The sequence below is a fragment of the Alteromonas sp. 5NS40-0096 genome, from assembly GCF_057544385.1.
The window spans coordinates 13,453-31,765 of the sequence record NZ_BAAJLQ010000009.1; the positions used below are offsets into that span (position 1 = coordinate 13,453).

General features: G+C 45.6%; 14 protein-coding genes. 6 read left to right on the forward strand and 8 right to left on the reverse strand.

What is annotated here, in order from left to right; genetic code table 11:
- Nucleotides 1-8: 8 nt before the first annotated feature.
- Nucleotides 9-3,443: a PAS domain-containing hybrid sensor histidine kinase/response regulator gene (locus tag AC27G9_RS19565; RefSeq protein ID WP_487076304.1), complete on the reverse strand. Its 3,435-nt coding sequence runs from the start codon at nt 3,441-3,443 to the stop codon at nt 9-11.
- A gap of 254 nt (nt 3,444-3,697) precedes the next feature.
- Between AC27G9_RS19565 and AC27G9_RS19570 the strand changes: the two genes are divergently transcribed.
- The 4 genes from AC27G9_RS19570 (at nt 3,698) to AC27G9_RS19585 (ending at nt 8,463) form a co-directional block, all read left to right on the forward strand.
- Nucleotides 3,698-3,964, forward strand: coding sequence for a DUF4212 domain-containing protein (locus tag AC27G9_RS19570; protein ID WP_487076172.1), 267 nt, complete (start codon nt 3,698-3,700; stop codon nt 3,962-3,964).
- A 4-nt stretch (nt 3,965-3,968) separates the two neighbouring features.
- Entirely contained in the window at nt 3,969-5,675 is a 1,707-nt protein-coding gene (locus AC27G9_RS19575) for a sodium:solute symporter family protein (RefSeq protein WP_487076173.1), read from the forward strand.
- A 191-nt stretch (nt 5,676-5,866) separates the two neighbouring features.
- Nucleotides 5,867-7,699 carry a DUF294 nucleotidyltransferase-like domain-containing protein gene (locus tag AC27G9_RS19580; protein ID WP_487076305.1) on the forward strand — a complete coding sequence of 611 codons (1,833 nt, stop codon included), beginning with the start codon at nt 5,867-5,869 and terminating at the stop codon, nt 7,697-7,699.
- Between the two features lie 86 nt (nt 7,700-7,785).
- Entirely contained in the window at nt 7,786-8,463 is a 678-nt protein-coding gene (locus AC27G9_RS19585; RefSeq protein ID WP_487076174.1) for a 3'-5' exonuclease, read from the forward strand.
- Between the two features lie 19 nt (nt 8,464-8,482).
- On the opposite strand, the gene AC27G9_RS19590 is transcribed toward AC27G9_RS19585, so the two are convergent.
- A complete protein-coding gene (locus AC27G9_RS19590; protein WP_487076175.1) occupies nt 8,483-10,468 on the reverse strand; it encodes a methyl-accepting chemotaxis protein in 1,986 nt (661 codons plus the stop codon).
- A 216-nt stretch (nt 10,469-10,684) separates the two neighbouring features.
- Between AC27G9_RS19590 and AC27G9_RS19595 the strand changes: the two genes are divergently transcribed.
- A complete protein-coding gene (locus AC27G9_RS19595) occupies nt 10,685-11,311 on the forward strand; it encodes a LysE family translocator (protein ID WP_487076306.1) in 627 nt (208 codons plus the stop codon).
- Here the strand turns inward: AC27G9_RS19595 and AC27G9_RS19600 are convergent.
- The gene (locus AC27G9_RS19600) at nt 11,292-12,056 is read right to left on the reverse strand and encodes a ParA family protein (RefSeq protein WP_487076176.1); all 765 of its coding nucleotides are present in this window, start codon (nt 12,054-12,056) and stop codon (nt 11,292-11,294) included. The genes AC27G9_RS19595 and AC27G9_RS19600 overlap by 20 nt on opposite strands.
- 234 nt (nt 12,057-12,290) lie before the next feature.
- Here AC27G9_RS19600 and AC27G9_RS19605 point away from each other — a divergent pair, with 234 nt between their 5' ends.
- Nucleotides 12,291-13,466, forward strand: coding sequence for a tetratricopeptide repeat protein (locus tag AC27G9_RS19605; RefSeq protein ID WP_487076177.1), 1,176 nt, complete (start codon nt 12,291-12,293; stop codon nt 13,464-13,466).
- Nucleotides 13,467-13,507: 41 nt separating this feature from the next.
- Here the strand turns inward: AC27G9_RS19605 and AC27G9_RS19610 are convergent, their stop codons facing one another.
- The 5 genes from AC27G9_RS19610 to AC27G9_RS19630 form a co-directional block, all read right to left on the reverse strand.
- Nucleotides 13,508-14,347 carry an isopenicillin N synthase family dioxygenase gene (locus tag AC27G9_RS19610; protein WP_487076178.1) on the reverse strand — a complete coding sequence of 280 codons (840 nt, stop codon included), beginning with the start codon at nt 14,345-14,347 and terminating at the stop codon, nt 13,508-13,510.
- A 79-nt stretch (nt 14,348-14,426) separates the two neighbouring features.
- On the reverse strand, nt 14,427-15,638 hold the full coding sequence (locus AC27G9_RS19615; protein ID WP_487076179.1) for a NupC/NupG family nucleoside CNT transporter: 1,212 nt from the start codon (nt 15,636-15,638) through the stop codon (nt 14,427-14,429).
- Between the two features lie 10 nt (nt 15,639-15,648).
- Entirely contained in the window at nt 15,649-16,272 is a 624-nt protein-coding gene (gene udk / locus AC27G9_RS19620) for a uridine kinase (protein WP_487076180.1), read from the reverse strand.
- Nucleotides 16,273-16,462: 190 nt separating this feature from the next.
- Nucleotides 16,463-17,425: a hypothetical protein gene (locus tag AC27G9_RS19625; protein WP_487076181.1), complete on the reverse strand. Its 963-nt coding sequence runs from the start codon at nt 17,423-17,425 to the stop codon at nt 16,463-16,465.
- Nucleotides 17,422-18,288, reverse strand: a complete 867-nt coding sequence (locus AC27G9_RS19630; RefSeq protein WP_487076182.1) for a hypothetical protein — start codon at nt 18,286-18,288, stop codon at nt 17,422-17,424. The genes AC27G9_RS19625 and AC27G9_RS19630 overlap by 4 nt, the downstream gene beginning before the upstream one ends.
- Nucleotides 18,289-18,313: the final 25 nt, after the last annotated feature.

Below are 18,313 nucleotides of genomic sequence, written 5' to 3' on the forward strand. Positions count from 1 at the left end.
GCTCTGATTTACGCCTCTTTCAGTGTCCGCGTCATACTCTGCAGTAGGGCGCGCAGCTTGGCTGGCTTTAAGGGCTTGTTCAAGTAACTTACTCCCTGCGCTTTGCATTTCGCCTCTAAACTCTCTTCCTGCGCTGCGGTAATGAGTGCAGCAGGCAAATTGACATCCAAGTGGTCGCGAATCGCTTGGATTAATGACAAGCCATCTCTGTCATCTCCAAGCTGATAGTCCATCAGCAATACCTGTGGAGAGAAAATATCGGCCTGCTTAATACCGTCTTCCCAATTGTCAGCTAATACCACTTTCACACCCCAACGGGTAAGTAGTGTTTGCATGGCATCCAAGTTTTCCTGTTGGTCATCGACACAGAGAATACGTAGTCCCTTAAACGTGTTGTGTTTATTAATAGGAATACTCACTTTCGCTTGCTGAACAAGAGAGAGGGGGAGTGATAAGGAGAAACAGCTACCTTTACCTACTGTAGAGGAGACATTAATTCGGCTGTTCATTTGATGGGTTAATCGCCGGACCACACCCAAGCCCAATCCGACACCGTGCTCGTTACTGTCGTTGGTACGATAAAAATCACTAAATATGAGTGCTTGTTGCTCGGCTGAAATACCTATCCCTGTGTCATATACATTGACAAGTACACGGCCCTCGCGCTTTCTGACGGTTAGTAGTACTTTGCCTTTTTCGGTGTATTTCACTGCATTTGACACCAGATTCTGTACAATTCGGTACAGGAAGGTGCTGTCGGCAACTGCCCAACAGGGTTGTATTACGGCTTTTAACGCTAGCTGTTTTTCATGGGCGAGCATGCGCATTTCATCCACGAGAGGCGACAGTAACTCGCGCATATTTGTTGGCTCGGGGTTGGGTTTAAGGTCGCCTTGATCAAGCCGAGCGATGTCGAGAAGTGCGCCAATTATCGCCTCACTGGCATTGACACTGCTGTCTAGCTTGTTGACGATATCTTTGGTGTTGTCGTCCAAATGAGATTCATGCTCTTGAAGAGCGCTCACATAAAGCTTAGCTGCGTTGAGAGGTTGCAATACATCATGACTGGCGAGTGCCAAGAATCGGGTTTTGCTGGCATTGGCATCCTCCGCTGCCTTTCTCGCCCGAATTAACTCTTTTTCTGCTTCTGACCGCCTTTCAATTTCTAAACGAAGTTCTGCATTGATGGAGTGGACTTCCTCGGTGCGTTTTTTTACTCGATGCTCGAGGTCAATGTTTGATTCTTCAAGTGCTTGTTGAATTTCAACGTGGCCTGTAATGTCATTAAAACTGGTAACGAAGCCGCCGCCTGGCAGCGGGTTGCCAACCATTTCAATGACTCGACCGTCACTGCGCTGTCGTGTAAAACGGTGTGGTGTGCCAGATTTCAGATGTTCGATACGACGCTCGACTTGGCTCTCAACGTCTCCCGCACCAAATTCACCCCGTTCGGCGTTGTAGCGAATAAGGTTCTCGATAGGGGTGCCAACAGTGAGCATGCCATCCGGAAAGTTATAGATGGTGGCATATTGTTTATTCCACGCTACCAAGTTGAGGTGTTTGTCGACAACACTTATCCCTTGATCCATGTTTTCTAAAGAGGTGAGTAAGGCAGACATGTTGAACTGTACTGCTTGAGTCGTATCATCAAAAAAGTTGATTACTTCAGTGAAATCTAGCTTCTTTCCGCGCAGTATGCTGTCAATCAAGGCTTTGGCACTTGCAGCACCAATGACGCCACCGAGTGCCCTCTCACAAAAGGCTAAAAATGGCTGATCTGGGTTGCCGTTTTGCTCGACTTTGCACTGATTGCGGGACTGATACTCACCAATTAACTGCTCACACCGGCTGCCACCCATAAAGGTAGAAAGCATGGTGATGAGATCGGCGTTAGTGACATCCAGGTTGTGCTTTTTGACAACGCCATTGCGCACATCGGCAGGAGACACAAACGCCTCTGCTTGGATGCGATCAATCAAGCGTGGTGCAGCGAATTTCGAAAAAAGTACATAAGCCATGGCATTGGTGACAAGGCTTATCATCGCGCCTTGGCTCAAGGCGTCGTTTTGATTTGAAAGGGACTGGCCCTCGGTGATGACAGGGAAGACTAACCACAAAACCCATGATGCTAAACCCACTAGCAGCCCAGCATAAACGCCATGAGCGTGCCCTTTCTTCCAATACAGGCCACCGATAATCGCTGGTAGTAATTGAATCACCAGCGAGAAGGCAATCAAACCAATCGAGTGCAATGAGCTGCTATTTGTCATTTGGTGGTGATAGGTAAATGCCAACAGCAGAATAACGCCAATGACGTATCGGCGAATCAATCGAATATGTTGGCTGATGTCTGTGCGCATACTATCGTGAGTGCTACGTACAAAAAGGCGTGGCAGAATGACGTCATTGGTCAACATTGTACTGAGAGTTAGCGTAGCGACAATAATCATCGCCGTGGCCGCCGATAAACCACCAATAAACACAATGACTTGTAGCAGTATGGATTCAGAGAAAATCGCCAGAGAAAGGACATAAGTGTCAGGTTCTATGCCACGCCCTGCAAAAATCGCTTCTCCTCCGGCTGAGATAACGGGAATCATGAAAGCAATTATTGCCAGATAAATCGGAAACACCCATCGCGCCGTTTTCAAATGGCCTAGGCTCAAGTTGTCTACGATAGCAACGTGAAATTGCCGAGGCAGGCACACTACAGCGGCAGCTGCCATGATGGTTTGAGCGATAAAGGTAGTCGAGCTGAACTGCGAAAAAGCAGATTGCGTAGTGAACTTCGCCAGCATAGTACTTGACTCTAATCCATCCCAAGCAGAGTAGGCCACGTAAGCAACAAGTACTAGCGCGAGTAATTTTATGATGGATTCGAAGGCAATCGCCAGCATCAACCCTCTTCGATACTCAGTGACGTCTGTCTGTTTCGTACCAAAGTAAATGGCAAATAAGGCGATAAAGCTGGTCGCAACAAAGATAATAAATTCGCTGTTTTCGTTGTTTGTCAGCAGACTGAACGTTGAACCTATCGCTTTTAACTGAAGTGCGATATAGGGAATAGTGGCAAGTAACGCGATGATCGTCACCAGCAAGGCAACCGGCTGGCGTTTACCATAACGAGACGCAATAAAGTCTGAGATGGTATTGATATGTTGCTTTTTACTGACAAGTGTCATCTTGTAGATAAAGCGATACCCGAACAAATAGACCAATATGGGTCCGAGCAAAATGGGTAAATATACCCAAGTATCTCGGGTTGCTTGTCCAACGGAACCGAAGAATGTCCACGCGGTACAGTATATGGCTAAGGCTAGCGAATAGATTGCGGGATGCGATGTGATGCGCCTCGCATTCGTTGAGTTCTTATCTCCCCAACTCGCGATATAAAACAGTCCCAGCAAGTAAAGTACGGCTAAACTGACCCAACCAAATGCCATTTGATTTCCTAACAACATTTTAACAATCCTGCCGTCATTATAACCATAGTTGTCTAAACCAACCTACGACCATGGTCTCATTTGTAGATCGCGATTGCGGGTCTAGAGTATTACCAATGCTTCTATTGGTGGGGTTTTTGCGTGAATTTGCCAACGAGAGTAGAAGCGAAAGCATGGTGGAGTTACGCGAAAATCTCCCCGTTAGGAAAATGTAAAAATAACACATCAAGTTAACCTTATAAGAGGGCGAAAAGATGGCTTTTAAGAATGAAGATGACAAGTCTGCGTACTGGAAGGAGAACCTCTCCCTTCTCGGTAAACTGCTCGTCGTGTGGTTCCTAGTGTCGTTTGGTGCTGGCATTTTGTTTGTCGATGTACTCAATGAAATTCAGTTTTTTGGTTTTAAACTAGGCTTTTGGTTTGCACAACAAGGCTCAATTTATGTATTTGTCGCATTGATTTTCGTTTACATGGCGAAAATGAATGCATTAGACAAAAAATACGGCGTAGACGAGGAGTAACCCCATGGATGTTCAATTATTGACTTTCATTATTGTCGGTGCGTCGTTTGCACTGTATATCGGCATTGCCATCTGGGCAAGAGCTGGGTCGACAACAGACTTTTACGTTGCTGGTGGTGGTGTTCCTCCGGTAATGAATGGTATGGCAACGGCTGCTGACTGGATGTCTGCGGCGTCATTCATTTCGATGGCGGGCCTTATCTCGTTCATGGGATATGACGGTGCGGTTTACTTAATGGGCTGGACTGGCGGTTATGTGTTATTGGCACTGTGCTTGGCACCATACCTAAGAAAATTCGGCAAATTCACCGTGCCAGATTTTATCGGTGATCGTTACTACTCTCAAACTGCAAGAACCGTTGCCGTATTCTGTGCGATCTTCGTTTGCTTTACATACGTTGCAGGCCAAATGCGTGGCGTTGGCGTGGTGTTTAGTCGGTTCCTTGAAGTTGACATCGTAACTGGTGTTGTCATCGGTATGGGAATTGTCTTCTTCTACACCGTACTCGGTGGTATGAAAGGGATCACCTACACTCAGGTTGCGCAATACTGCGTTCTGATTTTTGCTTACCTAGTGCCAGCTGTTTTCATCTCAATGATGGTAACCGGTCACATTCTTCCGCAAACGGGCTTTGGTGCAACATTAGCTGATGGCTCGGGGATGCACATGCTTGCCAAGCTCGACCAGCTCTCCGTTGAACTCGGCTTTACTCAATATACTGACGGTACGAAGAGCATGATTGATGTCTTCTTTATTACGTTTGCATTGATGGTAGGTACAGCAGGTCTTCCACACGTTATTGTGCGTTTCTTCACCGTGCCAAAAGTACGCGATGCACGTAAGAGCGCAGGTTGGGCGCTGGCATTTATAGCCATTCTTTACACAACGGCACCGTCGCTAGCTGCTTTTGCCCGTACTAACATGATTGAGACAATCAACGGCTCTGAAATGACAGGTACATCATACGCTGAAGCGCCGACTTGGATTAAGAACTGGGAAAAAACGGGTCTGATTTCTTGGGAAGACAAAAATGGCGATGGCAAAATGTTCTATGCTGGTGATGAACGCAATGAAATGAAAGTTGACCGCGACATCATGGTATTGGCTAATCCAGAAATTGCTAACCTACCAGCTTGGGTGATTGCCCTTGTGGCCGCGGGTGGCGTAGCTGCCGCGCTATCTACTTCCGCAGGCTTGCTACTGGTCATTTCAACATCCGTATCTCACGATTTACTCAAACGAAACTTTGCGCCCAATATTACCGATAAGGCGGAACTCTTCTACGCGAGATTGGCAGCTGGTGTTGCGATAATGATCGCCGGATACTTTGGTATTAATCCGCCCGGCTTCGTGGCGCAGGTGGTGGCCTTTGCCTTCGGACTCGCTGCATCGAGCTTCTTCCCTGCGATTATCATGGGTATTTTCAGCAAACGTATGAATGACAAAGGGGCTATTGCCGGTATGGTGTCTGGTATCGCATTTACTGCCGCCTATATCATTTACTTCAAGTTTGTTAACCCTACAGCGAATGTTCCAGCTAACTGGTGGTTTGGTATTTCACCTGAGGGTATTGGAACGCTAGGTATGATGGTTAATTTCATCGTGGCATTTGCAGTATTCAAAATGACAGATGAAGCGCCAGTAGAAATTCAGCAGCTGGTAGAGGATATTCGTTATCCCAAGGGCGCAGGAGAAGCGTCTGCACACTAGCCTAACGTGCTAAGTCAAAGGCTCACTCCACAGAGTGGGCCTTTTTTGTTTCGCGTCTTGTTGGCGGTATCGATAGCGTTTCGCGAAGCGCTACACGTCCTAGGTAAATCTCCAAAATACTGATCTAGCTCACGATGGCTGCGAGTCAATTGCACTAGGCTAGACGGATGAATGAAAGGATGGAAACGGCAATGGCAGTGACACCACAACAAACACGAGATTTTCTGAGTACATCTGCGCCCTTTGATACGCTGGGCGATGAACAAATTCAGGCATTGGTAAACAGTGCTAACCTCCTGTACCTCACACCAGAAAACCAACAATTATTGCTCGAGCAAAATCGCGGTCGCTTATACCTTATTAGCAGTGGTCAATTCTCTGTCAAGGATTCAGATAACGCCATTCGACATTTGAGTGAAGGGGATTACTTTGGGTATCACGGGATTTTAGATAACGTGGACTATCCATTGTCGGTTAAAATAGACGAGCCTGGGTTAGTCTATTGTTTCGCACCAGAGACTTTTGTTAATCTGCTGTCGATTCCTGCCATAAACCATTTTTTCCAAAGTACCCAAGCTGACGCGTTACAAAATCAAGCGGTTACGGATTCCAATTCGATGTGGTTGTACAAACCGCTTGAAGAAATCATTGAAAAAGCGCCTGTTTCTGCTGACCTGTCAACAAGCATTACTCACGCTGCCAAAGTGATGACTGACAATAAGGTCTCCTCTCTACTGATTACGCAGAACGGCTTGCTACAGGGGATAGTGACAGATCGAGATTTACGCAGCCGAGTCGTTGCCGAAAACAGAGACCCACAAGAGGCAGTGGCCAACATTATGACGCCCGCCCCCGCCATGATCACACAAAACAAGACACTATTTGATGCCATGGCGATGATGAGCGAACGCAATATTCACCATCTCCCTGTTGTTGATAGGGCAAGCCGACAACCGATGGGCATGATTACCACTTCTGACGTCGTTCGCCAACAAAAGGGCAATGTGCTTTATGTTATTGGCGAGTTGTCGAAAGCCAGTAGTTTGTATGAACTATCCAACGCTGCGTGGCGAATTCCTCACTATTTCGCGACACATGCTAAGCGGGCTGGTGATTTTGATATTGCCGGGAAAGTATTGTCGCAGGCGACTGATATCATGACCCGTAAACTGATCACTTTTTTTCAACAGCAACACGGTCAAGCGCCGATGCGTTACTGTTGGATAGTATATGGTTCTCAAGCGAGAGAAGACCAAACCATGGGGTCGGATCAAGATAATGGCCTGTTGTTAGAACGACAGCCTAAACCTGAAGAAGCTGAATATTTTACGCGCCTTTCTCAATATGTTTGTCAGGGGCTAGGTAAGTGCGGTATCAAACTTTGCCCTGGCAACATTATGGCGTCTAACTCGGCTCTGCGTTTATCAGTTGACCAAGCAATAGATGAGGCGAAGGGCTGGGTCAATGCACCGACAAGTGAGGCGATAATGCATTTTAACATCTTCCTGGATGCTAGAGCCGCAGCCGGCGATCTGGATTTGTTCCGTAAGATGCAAGATGCAAGACGCCCATTGTTACAGCAAAAAATGTTTTTAGCGGCGTTGGCGAGACATACCAATGATATTGCTGTGCCACTTTCTATGTTTCAAAAATTCGTATTTGAAAAAAATACAAAGGTAAAAGATGCCATTGACTTGAAGGTAAGAGCGATAGCGCTTATCAATAACTTAGTCAGGCTATATGCCTTAGAACAGGGCTTGTCGATGCCAGCAACGTTGGCGAGACTGGCGAATTTACCTGCTAACACTGGACTGTCGCAAAAAGACGCAAATAACTTACGGGATATTTGGTTGTTTTTAAATCGCTTACGCTGGCGTCATCAATTATCCCATGGCGTGACAGATAACCTGGTGAGTATCAGTGAACTGTCCTCAATTGAAAAGCATCAATTGAAAGCCGCATTTAAGGCGATTGATCGCGCGCAGCAGTCTGCCGTGATGAAATTTGCGGGTGGTATGAGCTAAGTTCATCTGTCAGGGCAATGCCATCGTGGAATAGCGCGCTCTAGTCAACATTGGTTGATGTAGCGATATCGATAATGGGAGAAAGCATGGGCATAAGTTGGTTTAGCAAATTGGGTGATTTGCTGTCTGGCACATCACTGCCACACCATGTTGATGGTAAGTTGTTGAGCGATCTGCCCCTGCTAGCCATCGATTTAGAACTGACATCACTCGATACGCAAAAGGCAAAAGTGACTTCAATTGGATGGATTAGTGGCCTCAATGGCAACATCGATATGTCTTCTAGCTACTACAACGTGATTCGCGCGAAGGGGGATTTGGCACAAAGCCCTGTCATCCATGGGCTGACAGCCAGTAGCTTAGCAAACGGTTGTCACTTAAAAGAAGCACTAAACACATTAGCGACTTTCGCAAGTAGCCATATTTGGCTGTTTCACAATGCCAGTTTGGATATGGCAATATTGAGAACGGCATTCATCGCCAATGGTTTGTCGCTACCGACCATTGTTACTATCGATACCCTAAAACTGGCGGTATACCAATTTGAGAAAACAAACCAAATTGTGCCACCGGGTGGGGCCACGCTCAGTGCGTGCCGGCATAGGCTGGGTTTGCCTAATGTGCCTGCACACAATGCATTAGATGATGCATTGGCCACGTTGCAACTTTGGTTTGCACAGTGTCATCAAATGAATAACACTGGCAATCTAACTATCAATGATTTGTTACATACCAAGTCAATTAACGCCGTTGAGATTCAATAACTCATCAGGTCAACAAGACCTACTCAATCTTGAAGTTGTCCATTGTCAGTTGTAACACATCATTGTTGGCCTGCATTTTATCTGAGAGTTCCTTTAGGCCTCGAGCGATATCGACTTCGTGGGAGGCTGCGTCTTGAACGCCCAGTATATCTTGTGCGACTTGCGATGCTGTGGTGGATTGTTGCTCTGCAGCAGCTGACATACTGTTTGCCATCTGTTCTACATTCGACGCGGCTTCTTGGACTTGTTTTGCTGTTGCTTCTCCTACCTCGGTTACTGCGACAGAATGACGGGCCGCTTCGGTATTCTTACTGATCCCCTTGACTACGACAATACTCGCATCTTGCAAAGTAGAAAGTAGCGAGGAAATTTTATCGGATGACTCGCGACTGCCTTGCGCTAGCTTTCTTACTTCATCTGCTACAACCGCAAACCCTCTGCCATGCTCCCCAGCACGAGCAGCCTCAATCGCGGCATTTAATGCCAGTAAATTCGTTTGGTCCGACAGGGTATTAATCGTTTCCAGAATACTACTGATTTCCGAGACTTGCTGCTCCATTGCGCCTGCATTGGATTCAACCTCTTGCATGTCGTCTCTGAGTTGCTCCATGGCCTTGCGAATATCGTCATTGGCATTCTGTGCTTCAAGAGCAAGTGTGTCTAACCCTTTACTGGCCTCTAGTGTTTCAATTGATGAGCGGGCGATTTCGCCACTGGTAGCAGCCATCTCTTCAATTGCCGATGCAATACTCATGGCTTTTTGTTGAGTTTCGCCAGCGTCAGCGAGCATGGATGAAGACGAGGAGTCTAACTCAGAAGACAAGCGGCTGCTGGCGGCAATAGACTGGTCGAGACCACTTATCAAGTCTTTTAGCGCCAAAATAGTCTTATTTACCGAGCGTGAAATCGAACCCAGTTCGTTGTCGGAGCGCAGTGATACATCGACTGTTAAGTCGCCGTTGTCTGCGATCTTGTTGAGGTTATCGGTTAACCGCTGAAGTTGCCGGCTCAAAATGGCGAACAACGTACGGTAAATTACAACCAGTGTCACAATAACGAAGGCAATGATGGCGATGTTTGTTACAAGCATCGTATCTTCGTATGCACTTTTATCATTGGCTTCTGCTTTGATTTTCGTCCACTTTTTATCCAATAAGCCTTTCACTTGGCCAATTTGCTGTGTTGCCATAGCAAACCACTGACTATTGTTTGGTAGGGATGTGAAATTAGTGTCTTCAGCCAAAAGCTCTTCGGCAATTTGCTTTATCCGCTGTGCATCTGAAGAGTTCATTACACTCTGGAAATCGTCTTTGAATTCACCTGTTAGCGAATAATTAAGTTTTTCAGATACGTACTGAATTTCGTTAAAGTAGGTCGCTAGCTCTTCTTTTAATGCACCATTAATTTGTTGCCTTGCGAGTACACCATTGGCCTTACCGCGCAATTGGCCCATTCGTTCTTTGAGTTGAGCAAACAGCAGGGCATGGGCTAAATCTGCTTTTGAATCTGGGTCATTTACACTCAGCATCAGTGAGTTTGCAGCATTCAATGCCATGGCATTTAAACGGCTGTAATAGGTAAAGGCGTTCTTGCCTATGGTGCGGTCTACTTCGCCGCGAATATTGGACTTGCGGCTAATCTGCCCCTGCAATGCCCGGAGCTTTTCCTGAACCTTAAGCTCAGAAGGCCAGTCTTGTTCGAGCAATAAAACCATTGAATCAACGGCAGTGTTGGCCTTTGTGCGCTGGTTGTCGACTTTCTGCTTGGCTTCGCTATTGGGGTTGCCTAAATAGCCGGCTGTGAGTCCCCGTTCCACTGCATGGTTATGGGCTATTTTTTCTATGCTGTCGAGAAGGTCTATTAACCGGATATCGAGTTCCGCATCACCTTTTTCATTGAACGAGCGGTTAATGTCCTTAACTACAAGAAATGCCAGTGATGCAGTAAGAATACCCACACCAACAATTGTAAGCTGTAGGATGGAAAGTCGGTTAAGAAAATTCAAGAGAACACTCCCTGTTTGCCGTTTTCTTCTTTACACAGTGAAGAGCTAGTCGCTCCTTGCTATTTCGAGTATAGGTCGAATCTTAAATCTTGCCATTTAAACACCTGACTTATTTAAACTTTACCTAATATTCGCATCGAACGTCGTGAAACCGACCGTCAATGCATTCACTTGTGTTAGTCTATACGCCTTCATTTAGATGAACGGTTCAATTTGGTGATTCCCCTCGATACCTTGATAACCTTTAGCATTGCTGTACTGATACTTTGCTTATCTCCCGGGCCATCCAATATGTACATTATGGCGTGTACATTGGGCAGTGGTGTCAGGGCTGGCATTGCTTGCTCACTGGGTATGGCACTGGGTAGTGTAATCTATGTGACTTTGTCGGCGTTTGGTTTTGGTGCTTTACTCAAGTTATATCCCAACGTCGTGACTATTATTCAAATCGCTGGTGGCGGATACTTATTGTTCCTCGGCGCTAAAGCAATCTACCTCGCCCACAAGCCGGAATTGAAATCACCTGTTAAAGGGGCCCCATTGAGATTGGCAAAACAAAGTGTGTTAGTCGAGTTATCGAATCCAAAAACCGTGCTGTTCTTTGTGGCTTTTTTGCCCCAGTTTGCTGACCCCTCAAACGGCAATATGACATTACAGATTTTATTCCTCGGCATGCTTTACTGTGTTATCGCATTGTTCAGTGATTTTTCGGTGATCGCTCTGTCTCACCGCATTGGAAAATGGATCAGCCAATCACCCGTATGGGCAATTCGACAAGAGCAACTCGCAGGTGCAGTGCTGATCGCTGTTGGCGTTTTTATTTTTACTGATGTAGTTCGTTAAACAAATCAGCAATCTGCATACTGATTTTGTGTTTGGGCAGATAGAAAGGCAAGGGCGTTCGCTCGGAGTGAGATTCCTTTACTTTCACCGTCGCGCTCAACCGGCTCTCTAATACAGGTAGCCCTTGATCTTTCAAGGTATTAACCAGTTCTGTGGGTAACCTGGCTTGACTGTTGAATTGATTGATAACAATACCTTGTAAGGCAAGGTTTTCATTGTGGTCTGTTTTCAATTCCATAGCGTTTTCTAATAGACGATGGATCGCTTGTGCAGAAAAGTCGTCACAATCAAACGGTACAATAAAGCCGTCAGCGGCAATGAGGGCGGCTTTCGAATAGAAGTTAAAATTTGGTGGCGTATCAATAAAAATCTGATCGAAGGTCTCGCTTAGCGTCTTTAAAGTGTCCCTGAGCTTAAACATCTTATACCTAGACTCAAGCTCACGCTCTAGATCGGCCAGTGCAGGAGAGGCGGGCATAACAAAGAGGTTTTCAAATGGCGACGCTTGTACGTAGTCTATTGGCTTGTTAGGCGTGCTGAACCAACCAACAACCTGTTTAAACATATCTGCTACAGTAAGTGTGTCTTCACTTACGTCTACGCCCGCATAATGGGTGCTATTTCCCTGCGCGTCTAGGTCTACTAAGAGCGTTTTAAGCCCAGATTTTGCACTTTGCGCCGCCAAATTTGTGCTTATTGTCGATTTGCCGACCCCACCTTTCTGATTAAACACAACTCTGATCATGACGCTTCCCTTTCTTGATAGCTAAATCCATGTCAGTTGTTTCAACTCACATGGATTTAGCCACACCCGGTTAAAATATGCCCAAAAAATAGCGCAACTGTAAAGAAAAAATCGTGAATTTCGTCGATTAATCGTCGAAATGGTCGCAATCGTCGCAAATGTTACAGTTATGTAAAATTCTCAGTCTAATCTATACTTGAACAGGTATCGCTACTGTGAGGAGGCAACGTGATCATGCAATTCACTTTCCAACCGATGCGCCAACTACAGCCACTGTGGTTGGGGGCCTTGCTACTCACAGTGCTCAGTGGGTGTGCTGGCTCAACTAAAACGGCAGGCGATATAACAAGCCGCTTTAATGATGATTTGTTTCCCAATTTTCAGCAGTATCAATTGGAGCAACCGGAACAGATTTTTTATCTTGGGGAAGAAGCGAAAGCCTTTGTTGATTTGTCGAAAAGCAAGCAACAAACAGACTCTCAAAATATGCGCCATCTGGTGAATAGAATTTTCGACAGAGCCGAGCTGGGTTTGACCTACCTAAATAACGCTAACTCCGTCGCTGATACTACTTTTTTGAATCAACAGGCAAACTGTTTGTCGTTATCAATTATGACGTATGCACTTGCTGATTATGCGGGGTACGATGCAGAGTTTTTTGAAGTTGATATTCCTGAGTATTGGACTCGAAGAGATGGTTTCAGCCTACTTAACGGTCATATCAATTTAAAAATCGAAACGAATGAGCTCACTTCGTCGCGTATGATCACTGATTTTGTGAATGTCGATTTTGATCCACAAGACATGCGCAAACACTTCAAACGACGGGCGATAGGCAAAACCCGGATCGTTGCTATGTTTTACAACAATATCGGCGCTGAAGCGTTGATTAGCAAAGAGTTCGATAAGGCCTATGCCTATCTCAGGGGAGCCTTGCTAACAGATAGTACCTTGTCCGATGCGTGGGTTAATTTGGGTATTCTCTACCGCATGCACGATGCGTATAGCGACGCTTCCAATGCTTATAAAATGGCACTGACGCTCGATACCGAAAACCTAACAGCGTGGGAAAACATGGCTGTGCTTTATAATTACTCGGGTGATAAAGAGACGGCAGCTAACATTATTCAAATGGTAAAGCGGCGTAGAGCAGAAAATCCCTTTTATCACTTCATTTTGGGTGAACAGGCGCTGGATGCCGGAAAATTAGAGGATGCATTAGTCTTTTATCGTCGAGCTTACAAATTGGATGGAAAACGCCATGAAGTGCTTTTTGGTTTGGGAAAAACCTACTATGAGCTGGGCGATCTAACTAAGGCCGAGCGGTTTTTGTCATTGGCAGAACGTTACGCTAATGATGATGTGGCTCACCGCTATCGGGGCAAGTTGTCATTTATTCACAGCCAATAACTAAAAAAGCCTGCAAAGCAGGCTTTTTTCAGTGTTTAACGTTAAATAACACCAAGTTCTCTCAAACGTTCCTGCAAATAGGATTCTGCAGTATAGCGCTCAGATAATTTTACATCTGGGCGAGGGTGCAAAAACAATGGTAGCGAAATGCGGGACTTCGTCATATCTGAGTTTTCAGGGTTTACTACACGGTGAGTGGTAGACGGGAAGTAATGCCCCGAAGCTTCTTGCAACATATCACCAATGTTAATGATTAAGTTACCAAAATCACTCGGTACGTCTAACCATGTATCGGCTGTGCCTTTAACTTGTAAGCCGGGTTCATTTGCCGCAGGTAATATCGTAATTAAATTAATATCTTCATGGGCTGCCGCGCGGATAGCTTCTGGTTCTTCATCGCCACTTAACGGTGGATAATGTAAAACACGCAATAGTGTTTGGTCACTATTTTCAATCATAGAAGACAGCGGTGCACTGTATTTACTGCTGACATCGACTGGCGAGTATTCTTCAATCCAGCCTAACAATTCGGCAGCCAATGCGTTGGCGCTGTCATAGTAGTCTTGAAGTTGCTCTCTTAACTCATCAGGACATTGGCCCCAAGGATAAAAGTGGTAATACTCTTTGATGTCTTTCTTTTTAAAGCCTTTGGCTACTTCAGATACGCTTTGAGGGAAAAAACCATCTTGCGTACCTTTGTTGTACACATAGTTGTTTTTGTCTTCACTGTCGAAGAACTTCTGCCATGTGTCATAAATAGCTTGAACTTTTTCTTGCTGGATAGGGTGATTTTTAAGCACACCAAACCCAGTGTCGCGCAATGATTGCACAAACAACTCTTTCGCATTGCTTGCTGTGTAATCTACGGCTTCTAATTTCATATACAATCCTAGTACATCTTATTGGGCTGCATTTTATTAGCCTGGAAGCATAGGTAATAAAAAGGCGCGAGCCTTTTTACTAACCCAGCGACAGGTAGAACCCGGCCAGGGCTGCGCTCATCAGGTTTGAGAGGGTAGCAGCGATGACAGCTTTCAAACCTAGCGAAGCAATTTCTTTACGACGCGTTGGGGCCATTGCACCAATACCACCCATTAAAATGGCAATGGATGACAAGTTGGCAAATCCGCACAACGCAAAGGTTACAATCGCCTGTGTGATTGGCGATAGTTGGTCTTGATGCTTAACATAATCAAGATAGGCAACAAATTCGTTTACCACCATTTTTTGACCAATGAAGCTACCAGCGAGATTAGCATCCTCCCACGGCACACCAATTGCCCAAGCAAGCGGTTGCAAAACAAAACCGAGAATCTGTTGGAACGTCAGGTCGTCGTATCCAAACAACTCTCCAGCCCAACCAATTAAACCATTAAACATGGCTATCAGTGCCACGAATGCTAAAAGCATAGCGCCAACATTCAGCGCCAGTTGTAAGCCTGAGGCTGCGCCACTGGCAGCCGCGTCGAAAACATTAGCATAACTGCTATCGTCAGCGTCGACTTGATCTAGCTCATTGTTTGGCTCTTGAATCTCAGGTTGCATGATTTTAGCCATCAGCAAACCGCCGGGCGCAGCCATGAAACTCGCAGCTAACAAGTATTTCAATTCTACGCCCATTCCCGCGTAGCCAGCCATGACCGAGCCAGCAATTGAGGCCAAACCGCCCACCATGACGGCAAACAGCTCAGAACGTGTCATGTGCGGAATAAAAGGCCTAACGACCAACGGCGCCTCTGTTTGGCCAACAAAAATATTCGCAGCGGCTGACATTGATTCTGGGCGGCTGGTGTTAAGTACTTTTTGTAAGAACCCACCGATAATACGAATTACCCAGGACATCACTTTTAGGTGATACAAAACTGCAATAAGTGAAGAGAAAAAGATGATGACGGGGAGTACATTGAAGGCAAAAATAAAGCCGAGGGACTTGTCACCCACAGGGCCAAACAAGAAGTTGATGCCCTCTTGGCTGTAATCAATGATACTGCCGACAAATTTAGTCAATGACAGTAACAATTGAATACCTGGTTCAAAGTAGAGAATGAACCCACCAATCAATGCTTGTAGTGCAAACGCACCTCCGACTGTTCGCCAGTTAATATCACTGCGCGCAGAAGACATCGCATAGGCGATGCCGAGCAGCAATACTATGCCCAGTAGACCCGTCATATTGTTATCCTTACATTAGCGCTTGCTGGATATGTGATTTGATCACATCTAGAGCGATTTGGTTTTTACCACCTTGAGTGACCACGACATCCGCCGTGAAACGGCTTGGCTCAATGAACTGGTGGTACATAGGTTTAACCGTCGCTTCGTATTGTTTTGCAACAGATTCAATGGTTCTTCCGCGCTCGTTTATATCGCGGATCATACGTCTCATTAGACAGATATCTAATGGGGTATCGATGAAGATCTTTACGTCGAACAAAGGTAAAAGTTCTGCTCGAGCCAACAGCATGATCCCTTCCAAAATAATGACGGGTGCTGGTGCCAAACGCTCGGTTTCAGGCAGGCGAGTGTGCGTCTTGTAACAATAATGCGGGTAATCGATAGGTTTACCCTGACGTAAATCTTCTAAGTGCGACTTCAATAACTCATGCTCAAACGCGTTGGGATGATCGTAGTTATTCTTTTCGCGCGCGGCCATAGGCAAGTGGTCTTGAGCGCGATAATAGTGGTCTTCTCGAAGCACTTGTACGGGACGACCCTGCACAGAAAAATGACTGAGCAGATTTTCAGTGAATAAGGATTTGCCCGAGCCTGAGGCACCGGAAATAGCAATAATCAGCGGCGATTGCATAAGCCTTCTGTATCTATCTTCTAAAATTAATCGTGCAAAGATACGCGTTTAGTGAGGTTTTATCAATGGGGAATGCGACAAAAGGCTTTATGAACCTGACCTGCGGGCCTGACCAAATGGTCAAGAAATATGAGGTGTGCTAAGGCTTAGGGGGCGATTTTATCCCCTTTTTTTGGCAGTTAAAAAAATGTTAACTGCCAATAAATTCAACGTCCTCTTTTGCAATATCCGTTAGCGCGTAGGAATGTTGCCTAGAACGAGAACCTTCACCTTGGGCACGTGGTGGATAAAATTTCTCTTTATCGACAGGAGAGTATGCAAAGGTTTCGTCTAATGCCGCACGGATTTCGCTTAAGGTCTTATCTAGATTGGCGTTAAAGTCTGGACGCTTGCGCTTGGTGTGGCCGAGTTCGATAAGTCTCGCGAACACACGATTGGCCAAGCTCACTAGTTCTTCCGGTATGTCTTTGTGCAAGTGTAGAGGACGGTCTGGATAGGCGGTGCAATAGTTCACGAGTGCAGCGTAAAAACACAAGGGCTTGTTTTGCAAGGGAACAGATAATCCTGACAAACTACTCGCAAGCGTTTTGTTCTGTAAATCTATTACTAAAACCAAAGCTTCATCAACGTCACCCGCCTTGGAAGTCGAGATGAGCGAGTCCAATCGATTTTGTGGAATAAATAATACGCCTAAGCTCACAATGAGTGCAAAGACACTGAAGGCCCAATCACTGGAAACTGGAAGATGCACTAAGTCGATTTTTATATCTTGTTCAGTGGTGAGTAGATATTGATGTTCTTCAACAGAAAATTCAGGGAATACAGCTCTATCACTGGTTACTCCTTGAATACTCAATACTCTGACGTGAGCATCAGTCTCGACTAGGTGTTCATTCAGCTTATCGAGGTAATATTTTACCGAGGATTCGTTAATCACGGTGTTTAATGCCGAATTCCCTAAATCGAGATGTGGCGTATCCAAGCCTACGCGTTGTTTGATTTCTGCAACTGTTGCCTGATGATTGAAATAGCTGGACAAACTTTGTCCCGCCATGGCACTCAATTGCAAAATCACAAATACTAAGAGTGCTAACACGTAATTGGTGACTTCAATTCTTTTAAATTGCTCGTTGCGGTCGATGAACGTACTCATTGCACGGACTCCCCAACGCACTTATCTTCCAATGTCAGCTTGTGATAGTAGGGTTTCGGGTGTTGAAGGCTAACATCTTTGAGAATGTCGTGAAGAGCACACCGTAAGTCACTGTTACGAGTGGGGTTCTTCATATACCAACGAGAGCCGCTAACACCTTGTTCGAGTGGAGTAATGTAGTTGCTTGATAATAGCTTTTCGTCGGCATTGTCCCAATACGACGAGATAATATCGACTTCACCTGCTCGTAGCATGTCTCTCAATTCTTTGTGTGTATTGTAGTACTTTATGGTCGTGTTTTCGTTACTTAACCCTAAAGACTGCAGGACAGACTTAGGCACTATATGCCCAGATCGGCTACTTGGGTAGTCGAGCAAGCCTATACGCTTGGCCAACAAATATTCTTTGCTTAGTTCGGGTTTTTCTTTCAGCGCAATGAAGTAGGCACTGTAATCGGGATAACTCGCGACAGTTTTGAGGTCTTGAGTGAGTTCAGCCGCAAAAGCGTCTACAATGTTGGTTTTCACTAGCGCCAAATCGGCGATGCCGTGATTGATGTACCTGAAGGTGTCATAGTCACTCCTGCCGACGATGAGATTGACATTACCGTACTGGCGTTTTACGACTTCATTATTGCACAGTGCTCCGAGCACCAAATAACCAATTCGGCCTTCCGTCACATAGACGTCAAACGTATCTGGATTATCTGAAAGTGGGCTTTTACAGGCCGAATTTTGTTCAATTAATGGTGGGATAGAAATTATTTTTACTTTTTTTGTAAAAAAACCAATAGCGAAACTTGCGCAACTAATAAGCAGCACAATTGTTACTACGAAGCTTTTATTTAGCAAAGAAAAGCTCAAACCACTTCCTTCCTCAATCTTTCTC